Below are 16,834 nucleotides of genomic sequence, written 5' to 3'. Positions count from 1 at the left end.
CCAGCCTGGCCGCCGCTGAAGAGAAGATCGCACAACTCGATGCCCGTCAGGAACGGAAGGACTCACCTGTCTTCCTGGGAGTTCCGACATTCAATCAACTCATCGCTCGAACGGTCGAAGGAACGAATCCTTGATCCGGGCGGCCGACTGCCGATCGGGCTCTCAAAGGGGACGACGATTAGCCGTCGTCTGATGCGAGACGACGGCCTCGCCATCTATGCGGGCTATCACACCTGTCGCATCGACAGTCCCTCTCCGAGGCGGTGTGCAAGGTGGAGCAGGTCTGTCAGGTGCAGCACTCGTCCGTCGAAGCCTGGGAGGGGGACATGGAGCGGCTGTGTCCAGTGGGCGGGGATTGCATCCAGCCCGTAATACGCCCCCGCGAGGCCGCCGGTCACTGCGGCGACGGTGTCCGTGTCACCGCCCAGGTCGATCGCTGCGCGAATCGCGTCTTCGAAGCTGGTGGTAGTGCGTAGGGCCCAGACGGCGGAGCCCAGGCAGGGCCAGACGGCACCGTTGAACTCGGTGGCCTGATCGGGGTGCCAGTCGGGCGCGAGGACTGTGGCGTAGCGGCCGCGGTGGTCGGGGTGGACAAGAGCCAGGGTGTCCGGGATCGCGGTGAGGGGGTCGGTGTCCTCGAACGTGACTCGGATGAGTTCGTGGAAGATCGCGGTGCCTTCCCAGGCCGCGCGGTCCCCGTGAGTGAGGGCAGCGATGTGGCGGGCCGCGTCCATGGTGGCTTCTTGGCCGGCGGCCGCGAAGTGGACCGCGGAGGTCGATGCCCGCATCAAGGAGCCGTTTCCCGCTGCTCGCTGGTTGACCTGGAAATGGATCGCGGCGGCGAGGTCCCAGGGCATGCCGTTGGTCAGGACGTCTTCGGTTTGCAAGCCGATGTCCTTCGGTTCTGATGCTGCCCACCGCTGGAAGCGGGCGAAGATGTCCGGCAGATCCAGGCCACCTCGCTCCAGCAGCGACTCCGCGACCAGGACGGCCATCTGCGTGTCGTCAGTGGCCTCGCCGGGGTCCCAGCCGCCGCCTCCGCTCATCTCGCCACCGGCACCAGGCGCGGGAAACCGCGCGGAGAACGCTCCTTGGGGACCGAACTCGAAAGGGCCACCCAGAGCGTCCCCCACCGCTGAGCCGACGACCGCGCCAGCAGCCCGCTGAATCCGCTTCATTCGCGCAGGCTATCTGCGTTGCGCCGACGGCCGCGGCCCTATTTCCTTCTTCGGCTCGCCGAACCAGATCGCCGCCCGCACAAGCGACGTGTCGGAACTCTGAGCTTTGAAGGGGCCGACGACCGATCCTCGGTTGTCGGCCTCATCTCGTAGTTCAGAGAAGGCCACGACCACGACGACCCCAACCCCGGCCCGCTCCCGCACCGGACCTACGCCGAACTGGTCGGCGGACCGCTGGACGGCCTGCTGCTGGACATCCACGGATGGCGGACCGTGGAAGTCGACGACGGGGCGGCCCTGTCCACCGAGCTCGGGCAGTTCCCCGGCGGCCGGTCGCTGTACGACCCGCGCCCGGGCGAGTCCCGCACACCCGGTCCCGGTGTCAGCTGCCGCTTCTACTACTCCGGCGACACGCCCTGACACCCTGACCGTCGCCCCATGAGCCCGACCACGGCAGGCCGGCGGGTGATGTGCCGCTACGCACCCTCCGGAGCGGGGAGTTGGATCCCCCTGGCGCGTGAGACCCAGTGAATGCGCTGCCGTGACGGCAGCAGGTCGTAGTCCAGGGTGCGCAGTCCCGACCCCTCGGTCATGTGCCACGGCTCGATCCTCCACAGGCCGTCCCGGTCGGGGACCGGCTGGACCGGACAGCCGGTCAGCACCAGGTCCCAGCGATCCGTACTCCCGTTGTCACGGTCGTCCTCAACGGTCACCGTGCCGAGCACCTTGTGCGGCAGTTCCTGCCCGGCCTGCCTCGCGTGGAAGTTCTCCGAGAGTTCCTTGATGGTGAATTCGCGTTGCAGGTAGACGTCCCGGCTTGTCTCGCCGGGTTCCAGGACGATGACGCCGGCGGCGGTGGGCCGCCTGTCCTCATTGGCTACGACCAGGTCGCCGACGAACCGTGCCTGCACGCGCCGGTCGCTGAGGTTCTCCAGGACCAGGACCTGCTGCAGCACGAGACGGTTGGAGCCGTCCTGCTCCGCGGGGAAGTGCCAGGTGTGCCCGTTCGGCCAGGGGTTGTGTGGCATCCCCGTGCTGGTTGCCGCCAGTGGCTCCCACGGCGGGGGACTGAGCTTGAGGGTGATTGCCGGGGCCTGGGAGTCGAGCCGGCTGCGGATGGCGTCGGCGGTCATGAGCTGGCTGACCTTCAGCGCTCCGCGTGTGAGGTATCCCTGCCACACAACAGCGCCGAAGGCTAGCGTGTTGCCGATTGCGCCCCAGGCGTCCCAGAAGTTGGTGTTGTCTGACATGGCGGTGATTCTGGCCCCATCCCGGACGGCGGCTTACCAGTGGCTCCAACTGGAGCCGGCCGACCGTGACGGTGACCACGGCTGGCCAGCGGGGCGGCGCCGCCACAGCGCTACGCGTTGAGGTCCTGGCGTACGTCCAGGTAGCAGAGCAGCCGGACGCCGGGCTGCCCCGGATCCCGGGTCGTACGGTCTGCCGTTGAGGTCGCCCACCGTTCGGCGAGCAGCTCCTGGACGGCGAAGGCGGTCTGGTCGTCGCACGCCGCGATCTCTACCACGGCCAACCCCGGCTGTTCCACATGCACTTTGCTGATCGGCCCCATGTACGGCATTACGCTCCGGCGCCCGAAAAGGTTCTGCGATCGGGCCGTCTTCACCCGACCGAGTAGGGTCCCGGCATGTCGACCATGGAGGCGGTACTGGCCGCACTGAACGAGCTGCGCGGCGATCTCGAAGCGCGGACCTGGCGGCCGGATGAGTACGAGCGGGTGCTGGCGAACACGATGCAGGCCGAAGGCGGGGCCAGTGCCCAGGCCGTACGGGCAGGGTTGCGCGCGGCCGGCCCGGAGGTCACGCACGGGCGACTCGCTGCGGTCGCGGCGCGGTGCGCCGCCGTGCCGGACTCCCCCAGCCGCGCGGAGTCCGAGGACGGGCGGGCCTTATGCCTGGCCCTGGACGATGTCCTGGACCTGGTCGTGCGCGCGACGGCCGAGCGGCTGAGCGGGCGGTCGGCGGTCAGCCGGCGGCGTCGGCCATCTCCGGCGTGTGGTGCTTGAGCGCGGTACGGGCCGCGAGGACGTCGGCCGCGGTGAACCCGCGCCAGTACGCGTGCGTGACGATCGCCGTGGCGAGTTCGAGCTCCCGCGCCCGTAGCCGGGCGATCTCCGCCGCGTCCTGGGGGTCCCAGCCGGGGGAAGCGGGGCGGGACGCCTGCCGCCAGGCGTTCCCGTGCGTCTCCCACGCGTCCTGTGGTTCGGCCGACCACGGCACCCGCTGGTAGAGGGTGCGCAGTTCAGCGCGGAGCTGACGGAGTTCGTCCTGCGCGTCGGTCAGGTCCTGGGGGAAGTCGTACGAGGCTGCCACGCGCCAAAGGTACTGCTGTTCGAACCGTGGTCCGGTCTGCCGCGCGGCACCATCTCCTGCACCAATCCGTGCGCCTTCTCCTCCACGATCTCTTGCGTCTTCTCCTGCGCTCGGCTTGTCGACGTCGCCGCATCTGTGCAGGTCACCCCTGCCTTACGGGTGTGGTCGGGGTGCTGACATCCCCGTTGCGGCCGCTTTGCCCCTGTCCCTGGCTGGAGTTGAGGGGTGAGGGAGGGCGGGATGGGCGGCGCGGACGCTGCTGGGGACCGGGGCGCGCTCGCCGGTTGCGCGCCGGGCGGGGCCGCCGCGCCTGGCCCGGCCATGGCGCTGCCCGGACCGACCGTGCTGCCGGTCGGGCGGGGCGCATTCAGGAGGCGTCGCCGTCCCGGGGCGGAAGCTGGGGCCGACGGATCCGCTCGCGTTCGACCTCGGCAGCGATGACTGCCCGTACGGTCTCGCCGCGCTGCTCGATGGCCGTCCGCTCGGTTTGGCCGCGCTGCTCGATGCGCGACTTCACCACCTGGCCAACCACTGCGGCGACCGGCAGCGCAGAGACGAGGAGACCGGGCCAGGCGGAGCTGGTGAGGGAATCACCCGGTTTGAAGGCGGGTGGCGAAACGGCAGGTTCGCCGGGCCGGAGTCATGAGTGACGCAAGATGTTGGGTTTGGGAACAAAAGTCGAGACCTCCCTCAGTGCCTGCGGGCGGGGGGTGAGGTTCTAGGAAGCGAACTGCATTCAGAGACAGGTGATGAAGCCTCCCATCTGCGTGGATACAGTCGTACTCTGGTCTTCTCGGGGCTGTCGAGAAGAGCCCGCCATGCCGTTCATCAGAGTCTCCGAGCTGTTCGGTAACTACCTCATCGTCGTGGACAAGGCTGCAGCCGTGCTCCTCGCCCTGGGGTATCTCGCTCTCCTGCTCTGCATCCCGTATCTGGCGAACAAGCAGCAGCCGACCCCGAACTGGAAGCAAGAGGAGAAGTAGCGGCCTGACCTCCGTACGGGACGCAGGCACCTTCCTCGGAGCAATCTGCTCGTCGCTTCGGGCGGGTCCGCCTGGCTACGACCGGGTCCTCTGGCCCCAGCCCCTTGGTCGGGAAACCGATGTCCGGGAGAAGTGGCCCCACCTGGCAGGCTGCTCAAAGGGCTTGGAGTGGGGCCGCTTCACTCGGTCGTAGCCATCCGCCCGTGTCACCGGGTCGGAGTTCGTTCATCGCCCCACCATGGACGGCCGCCCCCGCTTCCCGCCGGAACTCCCCGACCCCGAGCACACCACCGAGTAGCACCGGCCGCCGTGAGCCGCGGGGACAACCTCACCCTCGCCGGACCGCTCCAGGACTGGTCCGAGGAACTGCGCCGCCGCTGATCGGCTGAGCAGAGCGGCCCGGGACGGGGCTGTTCTTCAAGGCGCCCTACGAGGCGCCGTACGAGGCGCTCTACAAGACGTCGTGCGAGGCGCCTCATGAGGCGCTCTACGAGGCGCCTCATGGTTCTCGCCTGGTGTCGTCTCGCGAGGCGCTGACCTGCGGGTCAATGAGCCGACGCGGAAACTCCCGGGCGCCGACTACTTCTGTAGGCCACCCTCTTCGGCCGACACCAGCAGTACCAGCGGCTTGCGCCGGCCCCTGCCTCGAGGCCGTCACCCGCGCGGACGCGCGGGCAGCGTCTCGCACCCCCGGGACCCGGTGTCATCCCCGGTCGGGTCGTCCGTTCTGGCGCCGAAAAGTTTCCACAACCTGACGCTCCGGCGGCGGAATCTATCCACAGGTTGATCGTTTTAGCGTCCTTTTCGAGCGCAGGTGACGGCTTCTGGCAAGCACCCCGGCCGCGCCCAGGTCGTCATCGGCGGCACCGCGAGCGAGACGCAGGTGCTGTTCTTCACCGACGCCGAAGCCCGCGAGTGGGCCACCACCGGCCCGCCACCCACCACGAAGAAGACACGGTCGGCGGTCCCGCCCCAACCCGCCCCCGTACAGCTCCACAAGGCCGCCGATGGCCCCGCCACTGCCGCCGTGGACGACGTACCGCCAACCCTGACCGGCGGCCCGGAGACGGTCGCACAGCCCGCTCTCCCCGCATCCCAAACTGCGGCCGCCGGCCCGGCCGACACCACCCCGTCGGCGACGTCGCCGACGGCCCCGGCCGTGGTCGACGACGACCAGGCGGTGGGGCTGCGCGAGGCCCATGAACACCACCTGCCGGAGATCACCGTCGCCGCCCTGCGCTACGCCCGCGCCAACGACCGGACCTTCCCCGGCCCGGTCGACAAGCGCGGCGCCGAACTCCTCTACCGCGTCGGCGACCTCAAGCGCTGGGCACGCAACCGGCCCCGAGCTGCCGTCGGCACCACCGACCTGGACTGACCACCACGGTCCAGTCCCGGCCTGGAGAACACCCCGTTCGCCAGGCGCCCCCTCTGGAAGGAACAGCCCATCATGACGAAGAAGATCCCGGACCTGCTCCGTCTCACCGCCCCCGTGCGCGAGACGCTGGAATCCCTGCCCGCCTCGGTGGCGCTGATCGGCGTCGGCACCGACGGGCAGCCGGTCACCGTCGACCTGGACTACGCGGCGCACGTCCTGGTCTCCACGTGCGGCGGGGGCGGCAGCTCAACGATCCTGCGCACCCTCACCGCCCAGTTCCTGCACCACGGCGCTCACGCCCTGGTCCTCGACATGAAGCGGATCTCCCAGCCATGGGCGCGCGAGCTGCCGACGGTGACCTACCGGGCCGACGTCGACGACATCCACGACGCCCTGGTCGGCCTCGCCCACGAACTCCGGCGCCGCATCGACATCGCCGACCGCCACGGCAGCGACGTCGGACTGCTGCGCCTGGTCGTCGTGTTCGAGAACGGAGACGCCACCCTGCGGAAGCTGGCCCGCCACTGGGAGACGGTCCGCCGACCGGGCGACCCGAGGGTGTCCCCGGCCTTCACCGCGCTGACCGACGTCCTGTCCGCCGACGCCAGGGTCCGCATGAACGTGCTCTTCGACGGCCACCCCACCCTCAGCGCCCTCGAGCTGGAAGGCCGCGAGCAGTTCTCCACCGTCATCCTGGGACAGGTCCCCACCGGCACCTGGCGCAGGCTCGCCCCGGCCGCCGGCCCCGCCCCCAAGGACCGCAGCCGCCCGAACCGAGGCCGCGTCCACGTCGTTCAGCGCGGCGACATCGTCCACCAGACGCAGGTGCTGACCCTGACCGACATCGAGGCCCTGGGGCGGGCATCCGGCGTCTCCTGACCGGCCCGGGAGACGCCACGGGCCCCGGGGGAGTTCAGCCATCCCCGGGGCCCGGCGCTATGGAGTCGCCCTGTTCAACGACGCAGCGACTTCGCCGTCACGAATCGGCCCGGACCATGTGCTCCTGGGCAGCGGGGCATCGCCTTGTCCTACGGCACTGTCAGTGCCCAGGAGCACAATGATGAGAAGTCACTCACCTGAAGCAACGGGAGCAGGATGGACAGGCGCCTCATCCGTACCGCGGTCTTCAACAGCCCGGACTCTGACGATCCGGCCCTGTGTCCCGACACTCCTGAAGAGCTGGATGCCTTCTGGCGTGAGAACGGGAACGTCACCATCTGGTGCGGCACCATGTTCGAGGGCGGCTGTGGCCGTCAGCTGATGACCAGGCGGTGCACTGCCAAGATCTGTCACTTCGCTCACTACAGAAGTGGCGACTCCGACCATAGGTGCGGGCGCAAGGAACGCGGCAAGGACAGCGCCGACCATCTCTTCGCCAAGGCCCACTTGGCGTCCTGGCTGCGTGAGCTCGGCATCGCTGCCGAGTTCACCTACCCTGAGCCTCGCGGGTCCGCTGTGATGATCCGCTTGGAGGACGGGCGCTCACTCCTGGTCCACCTCGACCGCAACCGGCCCGTCGACAGGGACAACGACGCGTGGGAGACCATCCTGGGGCCCGGCGTACACATGACCCCGGGCGTGCTTGCCCGGCGCGGCTATGTCCACCGGATCCGCTTCGACGACCGCCCCGGGGGCGGCCGCACCATGCAGTTCGGCACCGAGGTCCCCGGCGAGGGCACCACCTGGGGCAGCCTGGACGACATCGTCCCGACCCCCAAGAACCTGCTCAACAAGACCAGGCCCGTCGCCGTCCGCGCGCCGGCCCCTGCGGCGCAGCAGGTGACCGCTCCGGTGAAGCGGGCGATAGTGACCGTCACCCCCTCCGCCGCGCGCACCGCGCCCGTCACCCGGCAGCCCGAACCCATCCGGCGGGCGCTGCTTCGTCTCGAGATCGCCCTGCGTAGCCATCCACGGCGAATCCTGCCCGCGGTGGAGGTCATCCGGCGGCTCCTGGACGCCGACCAGGAACCGCACGAAGCGGCACGGCTGCGCATCGCTCTGAGCCGCGGCGAGCGCTGGCTGGAAGAGCGCGCACGACTTCGGCGCACTGTCGTGGAACGGCTGCAGGAACAGCCGACCACCGAGCTGTACCGGCAGGCCGTTGAACTGATGAAGGACCCTGACGCCTCGGCACAGGAAAGGGAGACCGTTGCTGCCGTCGAGGCCCGCGCCCGGCGTGTTCGGGAGCAGGAGCGAGAGGCCCGGGAGCAGGCGAGGACCGCCAGGCGCGAAGCCGAGGACCGCGAGAGGGCAGAGCGGCGCGCAGCGGCGGAGCGCGAATGGGCCGAGAGAGCAGAGAGGCGCGAAGCCGAGAGGCAGAAGGCCGAAGAACGCTCCGCCCTCCAGGCCCGCGTGGAGAAGGCGCAGAATCTCGCTCCGGCCATCCGCGGTGCGTTGAAGAAGGCAGCCCGCGAGCAACGCACCACCACCTGGTCAGAAATCCAGCAGAAGACCGGCCTGCACCAACTGGGCCGCCTCGACCACGAGGACAAGGTGGAACTGCTGGCGCTCGTGGAGAGTGACACCGCCCCCGACGCCCCTCTGTGGTCGACTCTCCTCGCCGCTGACGGGGACAGCGCCGCGGTACGCCTTCACCGTGACGTCTCGCACCGTCTCAGCCGCCCCCTGCCCGCCAACGACGCCGATCTCATCATCCAGCTCGCCGCCGAACGCACTCAGCTCCACCGCCCGTGGTAGCCGGCATGCGAGGTCTGCCGAGTAGAAGCCCCCTGCGATCGCTGGCGCAAAGCGGTTGCCGGGGGCTTCGTGGTGGTCGCCCGGAGCCGACGGGGGGTGCGGCGCCGGGCGACGATCAGGGGGAGACCACGGCGGCCGTCTCCACGGCGAGCGCGGCGTCCTGGAGCCGGTCCAGCCTCTCGTACAGCGCCCGCAGCAGGCGGGCCTTGTTCTTGACCCCGTGCAGGTTCCGGGACCGCTGCGACAGGCGGCCGTCAGCCTCGCCCAGCACGATCTCAGCGAGCAGGCGCCGGCCGTCGTCGCCGGGCAGCCTGCCTGCGCACGCGCGGACATCGGCGGCGACCGCGTGGGCGGCCCCGGCGAGCAGCAGCCCGACCTGTTCGTAGTCGTCGGGCCGCAGGGCCGCCGGATCGGACCACGTGAGCACCGCCCGGACCACGCGCTCGTGCGTCTCGCGATCGAGCGGCAGCTCGCCGTCGATCCGGCCTTCGGGGTCGTACAGAACCGTGTGGCCGTTCATGAGGCAGACGCCTTCGCATGGGCGGGTGAGGTGAGTTCCCGGAGGTGGGCGGCGAACCGGTCGGGCGCAACGAGTGCCGGCGGTTTGTCGCCGTGCGGGTGGCTGATCCAGTCGGCGGCGGGCGTGCCGTCGTGCGGCGTGGCCGGTGTCGGCCGGCACCGCGACGTACAGCCGGTCGCTGAGATGGTCGGCGAGGACCTGGTAGCCGCGCCGGGTGCCCGCGCGCATGGAGGCGAGTGCGTCCAGCCCGGCCGCCATCGGTTCGACGGCCACCGCGTCCCACTCCCGGCCGCACACTGCCCAGCCGGTGCGGCTCTGGCTCCGTAGCCACAGCCTGCGCTTGGCGTCGGTGACCGCGGCTAGCTCGTGCCAGGTCGGGGTGGCGGGCTTCTTGGCCTTGGCCGTATCTCCGGCGGAAGCGTTCGCCATCTCGGTCTCCCTGATCAGTCGTCACGTCACTGTCCACGCAAGCAGCAGTGCGCATCGCGGTGCGACGGCGGACCGATGAAAGAACGATGTAAGTCGGCCCGGGACGGGTGAACTATGGCCAAGGTCTGGGCAGGGGAAAGGACGGGAGCGGTACGGTCGCCGCACCCGTCCGACGCACGGACCCGGAGCCTCGATGGCCGACCGCCGCAAGCCCGTTCCCAACACCCGGCTGCGCGCTGTCCGCGAACTCGAATTCCAGATGAGCCGCGATGAGTTCGCCAAGAAGGTCAACAAGGTTGGCATGGCGATGGGCGAGAACGTCGCCTGCGGATCACGGCTGGTGGCGGACTGGGAAGACGGGAGAGTTGCCTGTCCCCGCGCCGTCTACCAGCGCATCCTGACCACGATGACCGGCGGGCGGAGCATGGCCGACCTCGGCTTCCGCTTGCCCGCACCAGCACTGCCCGTACTGCCCGCCGCAAGGCCGTACGGGCTGCAGGAGGATTCGGTGGAACGACGCGCCTTCCTGTTCGACGGCGCGGGCGTGATCCTGGCTCTTCCCCTGGGCGCGGACAGGCAGGCGTCGGGGAAGATCGGAGCCAGCGAGGTGCGCGCCGTCAAAGCGGCCGTGACCACGCTGTACGCGCACGACCACGACCACGGCTCCGCCCCGCTGCGCCAGGCCGCGTCCGAGGCACTGCACACCGCCTACCAGTGGCTCCAGTCCGGCACCTACACCAGCCGCACCGAGTCCAAGCTGCGCTCAGCGACCGGCGCCCTGTCGATCGCCGCCGGGTGGCTCTTCTACGACTCCGGCCGCGCAGGCGACGCCCACAGCCTGTACGGCGAGGCCCTCGCCGCAGCGAGGATCGCCGACGACCCGGAACTCGAGGCGCACGCCTTCGGCTGCCTGTCCTTACTGGCAAAAGCCTCGGGCCGGCCCCGTGAGGCGATTTCCGCCGCGCAGGGTGCACAGGCCGTGGCCCGCAACCTCGGCTCCCCGCGGCTGCTGTCCCTGTTCAACATGCGCGAGGCCGGCGGCTGGGCGCTGATGGGCGACGCCACCGCCACCGACAAAGCGATCGTCCGCGCCCACACCCTCTACGCCCAGGGCCCCGCCGACGCCGACCCGCCCTGGCTCAGCTTCTACGCACCGGGCGAGCTTGCGGGCCTGGAATGCCTCGCCCGCGCGGACCTCGGCCAGCATGAACGCGCCGCCTCTGGCGCTGAACAGGCCGTTCTCCTGCACGGCGATGCCTTCGCCAGAAACAGGGCCTTGTACACGGCCGACGTCGCCATCCAACATGCGGTGAGGGACCGTCCCGAGCCAGAGGCAGCTGCTGAGGCCGCGGGCCGGGTCCTCGCGTTCCTCCCCGAAGTGCGCTCCGACCGGCTGCTGCAGTCCCTGCACAACGTCGCCGGCGCACTCCAGCGACACGGCCGCGTCCCCGCGGTCGCGTCCTGGATAGAGGAATACCGCACCACCACCGCCACCGGAGGAGGACGGGCGTGACCAGCACCCGCACAGACGTCGTGATCCGCACCTACGGCCCCGGCCAGGTCCCGCCACTGCTCGACACCATCGCCGACATCTGGTCCGACGCCCACCCCGAACTCGTCGACACCCCCGGCGCCTCCACCGACGGACTGTCCGCCGCTGCGCTGCGCCGCCAGGTCACGAGTCACCTCCGACACGAGGGCTTCACGCTGGTCGCGGCCTACGCGAGCGGAACCATGGTCGGGTTCGGCTACGCCTTCCCGTGCACACCCGAGTACTGGTACGGCCCCGAGCTGCTCCCCGAGATCCCGGAGCACGTCCGCGCGGGCCGCCTCATGGGCCTGTGCGAACTCGCCGTCACCCCTGCCCGGCAGTCCCAGGGCATCGGCTCCCGCCTTCACACAGAGCTGATCAAGGCCGTCAATCCCGACTACGCCTCGCTGCTGGTCCGCCCGGACAACACCTCCGGCCGGACCTTGTACGACCGCCTCGGGTACACGTATGCGGGTCCGTACCGCAACGAGCCCGGCGGCCCGGTCTATGACCTGCTGCTCCTCCAGGTCGACCACGAGGCCGCCGCGCACTGACGGCGCGCACCGGAAATCGCGGGCCACGTCGGGCCGCCTAGATCAGAGTAAATATCAAATGCCTGACAGAGAGATGGTTTGGGAGGGAAAGTACCCCTAGAATTTCTAGGGGGCAGAGGCCGTTTCAGGGCCCACCGTGGTTATGCACCGTTCGTAACCACGAAGGAGCTTTCCCCAGTGCACCTACTTGCTGATGCGTTACCGGAGTTCCTGGGAAGCGTCGCCGCGACCCTCCTGGTTGCGCTGATCCGTTGGACCGTTAGCACGCTCCGCGCCCGCGCGGGCCGCGCAGCACGCAGCCGCTGTGGTCGCGACGAACCGGACCGTGAAGCGGCTTGACGACTCTTTGACGCTGGTCAAGGAGCCTGGGGCTCGAGGGGTTGTTGGACGCCGGAAAACCTGTCCTCTGCTGCCCTTGCTGAGCAGTACGCTCACGGACCATGACCCTGGCACGGCCGCCCTTCTCGGTTCGGATAGGCCACAACGAGCCTTACGACTACGCCCCCTACGACGGTGTTCCCCGCCATCTTGTCGGAGCACTGCAGCAGTGGGTGGCAATGCACTTTTCGCAGGACGACGAGTACGCGGTGGAGGCTTGCCTGCGGCTGCGGATGGCGCTGCTTCCTGGCCAGAGCGCCTATGACGCGTTGGTCGGCGCAGACGGCATGGACCTCCTCGATGTCGTGGACGTCATCCTCGGATGGGAGCAGCCCGAGGACGATGTGGAGCTGGAACTCGGAGGAGACTTCGAGGGGCGCCTGGCCCGAATGCTGGACGCTGCGGGATCGGCCTACCGAGTCGATGACGCGGGCAACGGGTTGGAAGAACGCGTCGTCCCTACCGTCCGCGACGCGGTGAGCCAGACGATCGCCGACGCATCGACCGCCTCGGACGCGGGTTCCGCGGCCGAGCACCTGACGCTCTCCTGGCAAGCCGCGTACGGGCTGCACCCAGACCCGGTACGGGCGTACAGCGAGGCGATCAAGGCAGTCGAGTCCGCCGCACACGCCGTCGTGGAACCGAACAACAGCAAGGCGACACTCGGCACCATGCTGCGCGTGATCCGCGATGCGTCGACCAAGTTCACCACCACGCTGGGAGCCGGCTCGACTGCCCCGGCCGAGGCGATGATGCGTGCGCTGTGGGAGGGGCAGACCTCCCGGCACGGTGGGCAGGGAGGCACGGTGCCGGAAACCCTGGAAGCCGCCCGTGCTGGTGTCCACGCTGCGGCGACACTGGTGCAGTGGTTCACCTCCGGTGCGGTGACCCGCGTGCCCTGATGGTGGGGACCTATGCCTTCGTCCGCTAGCGTCCCTAGGTATCACCACATCGCCTCATCGGGGGACATCGACAACATGTCCGTGCACGACCTGACGGAAGTACAACTCGAGCGGAAGCAACTCTCGTTGCTCGCCATGATCGGCACCCAGCAGGCGGCAGATCCTGATGGGCAATGGCCGATGTGGGACTGGGTGGAATACCAGGCGAAATCCTTTGGGCGTAGCTCTCCTCCAGGGAAGCCATTGAGCTGGGAGAACGCTGGTTGACGGTGTGGGCGGGGTAGGTGTCCTTCTACTGTGGCGAGTGAAGTAGGGGGGCGTCGATGGTGTCGTTGATCGAGGAGTTGGAGACGCGGGAGGCGGCTGCCCGTGTCCGGGTGGAGGAACTCGAGGCGGAGATAGCAGAGTTGACCTCACGGCTGGCGGGTGAGCGTGAGGTGTGGTCGCGGCTGCGGGTGACGCGAGAGACGGTGGCCCAGGTGCTCACCGAGCTGTCCGGGCAGGACGTGGCCGAGACTGCGCCGTTGCGGGAGCCGGCGGCGGCGGAGGCACCGGTGGAGCCCGAAGTGCGGGTGGTGGGGGCGATCATGGTGCCGCACTGGCGGGAAGGTCTCACGACGGACGTCCTGCCGGATGTGTACCGGGACATCGTGGAGGTGATCGCGGACGCGTCGGGGCCGATGCAGGCCAAGCAGATTGTGCCCCGGATCGGGCTGCCCGCGGTGACCGCGAAGATCGAAGGGACGCGGGGGAAGCTGAAACGGCTGGTGGAACGGGGCTGGCTGGTCGAGGACCAGCCCGGACGGTTCACCCCCGCTCACCCGGCGCCGGGCGGGAAATCGGCGAACTCGCGGAACGATAAAGGCTCTTCTCTCTAACTTCGGAGGTACCACACCAAACCGAAGCCGCAGAAAGAAGAGCCGGTGGAACCCTACGACGCCTTCGATGCCATCGATCCATTCACTGCCGCGACAAGGGCCTTCGACTGCCTGAAAGGCGCGTTGGCCGGCCCGGAGTCGGCCGCGCTGTCCCATCACGAACTCGAAGACCTGGTCAAGCTTCAAGGCCGTGAACTGCTGCGGCTGCTGTTCCAGGGCCACCTCGACCTGCGGGAGAAACGGGAGCGGGAACAGATTAGGCAGACAGAAGACAGGGCGGTCCGTGGTGCGGACGGGCAGATCCGCCCACATCGCGAGGTGGGTCACTCCCGCTTGCTGGCCTGCGTGTTCGGCACGGTCGCCGTGACGCGGTGCGCCTGGCGGGGCAAGGGCCAAACCAGCGTGCACCCGGCCGACGCGGAGCTCTCGCTGCCCGCGCACCTGCACTCCCACGGCCTGCGTCGCCTCGCCGTCCTCGAAGCCGTCCGCGGCTCTTACGACCAGGCCAAAGAGGCGATCGACCGCAGCTGCGGGAAAGTCCTGGGAAAGCGGCAGGCCGAGCAGCTCGTCGTCGCCGCGGCAGCCGACATCGACGCCTTCTACCAGCACAAGATCCCTCTCCCGTCGACCGCCGCCACCGCGCTCGTCCTTCAGGTCGATGGCAAGGGCGTCGTGATGCGCCCCGAGGCTCTGCGGCCCGCGACGCTCAAAGCGCACCAGAGGAACAGGCGCGCTCTGCGCACCCGGCTTGCTCCGGGCGAGAAGCCACACCGCAAACGAATGGCCACCCTGGCCTGCGTCTTCGACACCGATCCCGCTCCGCGCAGGCTCCACGATGTGATCGCTCCGCCCGAGGGACGTGGCACGCTGCGATCACCTCGTCCCGGGCCGAAGGCAGACCACAAGTGGCTCACCGCCTCCCTCATTCATCCGCCCGAGCACGTGATCGCCGCCGCGTTCGACCAGGCCCAAGCCCGTGACCGGGACCATCTGCGCAACTGGGTGGTGCTTGTCGACGGGGCCCGTCACCAGCTCGAGTTGATCCAGACCGAAGCCGGCCGGCGCCAACTCGAGGTGCACGTCCTGCTCGACTTCGTCCACGTGGCCGAGTACGTCTGGGGCGCGGCACACTGCTTCCACAAGGTGGGCACGCCCGAAGTCGAAGCCTGGGTCGCCGGTCACCTCACCACGATCCTCCACGGCCAGGCCGCCCGCGCCGCCGCCGAGATCACCGCTCAGGCCGATCAGACAGGGCTGCGCGCAACCCGGCGCGAGGGAGCCGACGCCTGTGTCCGCTACCTCACCGGGCACCTCGACCACCTCCGTTACGACACCGCGCTCAGCGCGGGCTGGCCGATCGCCACCGGCCCGATCGAAGGCGCCTGCCGCCACTTGATCGGCGACCGCCTCGACATCACCGGCAGCCGCTGGGGCCTGACCGGCGCCGAAGCCGTCCTCAAGCTCCGCGCTCTCATCGACAACGGCGACTTCGACGCCTACTGGCGATATCACCTCGCCCGCGAGCACGAACGTCTCTACCCCACCCCCGACCAGCACAACTACGAACTCACGGCCTGACATGACGCTGAGCGAACGGACCGACCCGTCAAAGTAGCCGATACTCCCGTCCCACCTGTAGGTCTCCCGAGGCACTTCCGCCTTCGAGTGCACCTTCAGTTGGGCCTGCCAGGCCGATAGCGTGTGGTCGTGACGGACCATTCGTATGACGCGGCCGACATCGAGATGCTCGAGTTCGATGCCGCCGTGCGCAGACGGCCGGGTATGTACTTCGGGGTGGGATCCGGAAATCCGAAGCTGCCGGCCAACTTGCTCTGCGCGGTGGGCCGCCATGTGCTTCATCCAGCGACAAGCGTTGCCGGGGAGCACACACTGCGTGGTCTCCTCGAGATCACCAGCGACAGGAGCTTCACGATATCCATGGACCAGCCGCACGCCTGGCATGACCCCGGTGCTCCCGTCCTCGGATACTTCGGCTCCCTCCTTGGGCCCGAGTGGTGGTTGTTGGCCGCTGCTGCCACGCTGTCCGGGCAGGTGACTGTTGAGATGTGGTGCGCAGGGCGCGGGTTGCGCCAAGTCCACACCGGCATCCAGCCTCGCATCGCCCCCCAAGCGTTTCATCCACCACAAGGCAGCGGCACGAGAGTGAACTTCACCTTCGACCCGGCATATGTCGGGCCGCACTTCGCTCTCCCCGCGGAACTTGAGGACCTCGACCTACACGGTCCGCACTGCTCGGAGCCAGCGGGCTCGGGCCACGTCCTGTTCAGGGACGTCCGCCGCGGACGAGCAGCACAGGAAGTCTTGCACCGCTGACTCAACCGCGTGATCAGGGACGTCCCTCAAGGGGAACTACACCCTTCTGCGATGGCCGCTGCCGCGCCCGGACCGGCGCCCGGAGTGAGGGGCGAGGAGCGGTCTGAAAGGATCTACGCGCTTCGTTCCGGCTCGTGACAAGGGTCGGCGGCGCGCAAACGCCGCCGGAGCCTGAACCAGAGCACTGCGGACGTGGATCCCCACGCAAGGAGGGGGACAAGGCCGAAACCGATCAGGAGTCCTCCCTGGGCCGGAGCCGACAGCGGCAGTGACCACGCCACCAGAACCAGGAGGCACCCACAGACGGCACCTGCCAGGCGCGCCAGCGCATAGTCCGGTTGCGCGGCGAGGCGGCGCCTGGGCGATGTCTCCGCGTCGGCCCGGGCGGCGAGGCGGGCGCCTCCGAGTGCCAAGGGGACGGCGAAACGCAGGCCGTCGAGGAACTGCTTGGTCCAGGGGGTGCTGCGGTCGCCGAGCACGGAGTGAAGTTCGGCCACCCACTCGCGGTGAAGGCGCTTCCACACATCGTGAGACATGTCGATCCGGGTGAGATACAGAATCAGAAACGGCAGGCGCAAGGTGACGCGGCGCGTCACGGTCATGGCCAACTCGTAGACAACCGCAGCGGCTACAGCTGCGATGAGCGCGGTACGCCATCCCACGAGGTCCTCGCCGAGGAACAAGGTTTCGCCCTCAGCTGCCGAAGCGAGCAGCAGGCTCGCTGTCGTTAACGTGTCCACGA

The 16,834-nt window shown here is 69.1% G+C and carries 19 protein-coding genes and 1 pseudogene; 13 read left to right on the top strand and 7 right to left on the bottom strand.

What is annotated here, in order from left to right; genetic code table 11:
- Nucleotides 1-227: 227 nt before the first annotated feature.
- Complete coding sequence (locus OG595_RS00930) at nucleotides 228-1,178, bottom strand: ADP-ribosylglycohydrolase family protein (protein WP_329266804.1); 951 nt, start codon at nucleotides 1,176-1,178, stop codon at nucleotides 228-230.
- Between the two features lie 162 nt (nucleotides 1,179-1,340).
- Between OG595_RS00930 and OG595_RS00925 the strand changes: the two are divergent.
- Nucleotides 1,341-1,598, top strand: a pseudogene (locus OG595_RS00925) (hypothetical protein); the annotation flags it as partial.
- Between the two features lie 56 nt (nucleotides 1,599-1,654).
- Here OG595_RS00925 and OG595_RS00920 read toward each other — a convergent pair.
- Together OG595_RS00920 and OG595_RS00915 are read right to left on the bottom strand one after the other, a co-directional pair.
- Entirely contained in the window at nucleotides 1,655-2,428 is a 774-nt protein-coding gene (locus tag OG595_RS00920; RefSeq protein WP_329266802.1) for a hypothetical protein, read from the bottom strand.
- A 110-nt stretch (nucleotides 2,429-2,538) separates the two neighbouring features.
- Nucleotides 2,539-2,748: a DUF6207 family protein gene (locus tag OG595_RS00915; protein WP_329266801.1), complete on the bottom strand. Its 210-nt coding sequence runs from the start codon at nucleotides 2,746-2,748 to the stop codon at nucleotides 2,539-2,541.
- A 75-nt stretch (nucleotides 2,749-2,823) separates the two neighbouring features.
- Here OG595_RS00915 and OG595_RS00910 point away from each other — a divergent pair, with 75 nt between their 5' ends.
- Complete coding sequence (locus OG595_RS00910) at nucleotides 2,824-3,201, top strand: hypothetical protein (protein WP_329266799.1); 378 nt, start codon at nucleotides 2,824-2,826, stop codon at nucleotides 3,199-3,201.
- Here OG595_RS00910 and OG595_RS00905 read toward each other — a convergent pair.
- Complete coding sequence (locus OG595_RS00905) at nucleotides 3,161-3,508, bottom strand: hypothetical protein (RefSeq protein ID WP_329266797.1); 348 nt, start codon at nucleotides 3,506-3,508, stop codon at nucleotides 3,161-3,163. The two genes, OG595_RS00910 and OG595_RS00905, sit on opposite strands and share 41 nt — an antisense overlap.
- Before the next feature lie 367 nt (nucleotides 3,509-3,875).
- The gene (locus OG595_RS00900; protein ID WP_329266796.1) at nucleotides 3,876-4,028 is read right to left on the bottom strand and encodes a hypothetical protein; all 153 of its coding nucleotides are present in this window, start codon (nucleotides 4,026-4,028) and stop codon (nucleotides 3,876-3,878) included.
- A 298-nt stretch (nucleotides 4,029-4,326) separates the two neighbouring features.
- Between OG595_RS00900 and OG595_RS00895 the strand changes: the two genes are divergently transcribed.
- The 4 genes from OG595_RS00895 (at nucleotide 4,327) to OG595_RS00880 (ending at nucleotide 8,566) form a co-directional block, all read left to right on the top strand.
- The gene (locus OG595_RS00895) at nucleotides 4,327-4,491 is read left to right on the top strand and encodes a hypothetical protein (RefSeq protein ID WP_329266794.1); all 165 of its coding nucleotides are present in this window, start codon (nucleotides 4,327-4,329) and stop codon (nucleotides 4,489-4,491) included.
- Between the two features lie 814 nt (nucleotides 4,492-5,305).
- Nucleotides 5,306-5,869, top strand: coding sequence for a hypothetical protein (locus tag OG595_RS00890; RefSeq protein ID WP_329266792.1), 564 nt, complete (start codon nucleotides 5,306-5,308; stop codon nucleotides 5,867-5,869).
- A gap of 72 nt (nucleotides 5,870-5,941) precedes the next feature.
- Nucleotides 5,942-6,748 carry a hypothetical protein gene (locus OG595_RS00885; RefSeq protein ID WP_329266790.1) on the top strand — a complete coding sequence of 269 codons (807 nt, stop codon included), beginning with the start codon at nucleotides 5,942-5,944 and terminating at the stop codon, nucleotides 6,746-6,748.
- A gap of 216 nt (nucleotides 6,749-6,964) precedes the next feature.
- Entirely contained in the window at nucleotides 6,965-8,566 is a 1,602-nt protein-coding gene (locus tag OG595_RS00880; protein WP_329266788.1) for a hypothetical protein, read from the top strand.
- A gap of 115 nt (nucleotides 8,567-8,681) precedes the next feature.
- Here the strand turns inward: OG595_RS00880 and OG595_RS00875 are convergent, their stop codons facing one another.
- Nucleotides 8,682-9,515, bottom strand: a complete 834-nt coding sequence (locus OG595_RS00875) for a hypothetical protein (RefSeq protein WP_329266786.1) — start codon at nucleotides 9,513-9,515, stop codon at nucleotides 8,682-8,684.
- A 193-nt stretch (nucleotides 9,516-9,708) separates the two neighbouring features.
- Here OG595_RS00875 and OG595_RS00870 point away from each other — a divergent pair, with 193 nt between their 5' ends.
- The 7 genes from OG595_RS00870 (at nucleotide 9,709) to OG595_RS00840 (ending at nucleotide 16,092) form a co-directional block, all read left to right on the top strand.
- Nucleotides 9,709-11,028 (top strand): hypothetical protein, encoded by a 1,320-nt coding sequence (locus OG595_RS00870; RefSeq protein WP_329266784.1) that lies wholly within the window; start codon nucleotides 9,709-9,711, stop codon nucleotides 11,026-11,028.
- On the top strand, nucleotides 11,025-11,600 hold the full coding sequence (locus OG595_RS00865) for a GNAT family N-acetyltransferase (RefSeq protein ID WP_329266782.1): 576 nt from the start codon (nucleotides 11,025-11,027) through the stop codon (nucleotides 11,598-11,600). The genes OG595_RS00870 and OG595_RS00865 overlap by 4 nt, the downstream gene beginning before the upstream one ends.
- A gap of 440 nt (nucleotides 11,601-12,040) precedes the next feature.
- Nucleotides 12,041-12,880 carry a hypothetical protein gene (locus OG595_RS00860; RefSeq protein WP_329266780.1) on the top strand — a complete coding sequence of 280 codons (840 nt, stop codon included), beginning with the start codon at nucleotides 12,041-12,043 and terminating at the stop codon, nucleotides 12,878-12,880.
- A 75-nt stretch (nucleotides 12,881-12,955) separates the two neighbouring features.
- A complete protein-coding gene (locus OG595_RS00855; RefSeq protein WP_329266778.1) occupies nucleotides 12,956-13,147 on the top strand; it encodes a hypothetical protein in 192 nt (63 codons plus the stop codon).
- 56 nt (nucleotides 13,148-13,203) lie between these two features.
- Nucleotides 13,204-13,758, top strand: coding sequence for a hypothetical protein (locus tag OG595_RS00850; RefSeq protein WP_329266776.1), 555 nt, complete (start codon nucleotides 13,204-13,206; stop codon nucleotides 13,756-13,758).
- A gap of 45 nt (nucleotides 13,759-13,803) precedes the next feature.
- Complete coding sequence (locus tag OG595_RS00845; protein WP_329266774.1) at nucleotides 13,804-15,336, top strand: ISKra4 family transposase; 1,533 nt, start codon at nucleotides 13,804-13,806, stop codon at nucleotides 15,334-15,336.
- A gap of 129 nt (nucleotides 15,337-15,465) precedes the next feature.
- Entirely contained in the window at nucleotides 15,466-16,092 is a 627-nt protein-coding gene (locus tag OG595_RS00840) for a hypothetical protein (protein WP_329266772.1), read from the top strand.
- 113 nt (nucleotides 16,093-16,205) lie between these two features.
- Here the strand turns inward: OG595_RS00840 and OG595_RS00835 are convergent, their stop codons facing one another.
- Nucleotides 16,206-16,832, bottom strand: coding sequence for a hypothetical protein (locus OG595_RS00835; protein WP_329266771.1), 627 nt, complete (start codon nucleotides 16,830-16,832; stop codon nucleotides 16,206-16,208).
- Nucleotides 16,833-16,834: the final 2 nt, after the last annotated feature.

It is taken from the genome of Streptomyces sp. NBC_01451, assembly GCF_036227485.1.
Taxonomy (GTDB): Bacteria; Actinomycetota; Actinomycetes; order Streptomycetales; family Streptomycetaceae; genus Streptomyces.
The sequence above is the reverse complement of the archived record's forward strand: the minus strand, read 5'-3'. Positions and strand labels throughout refer to the sequence as shown.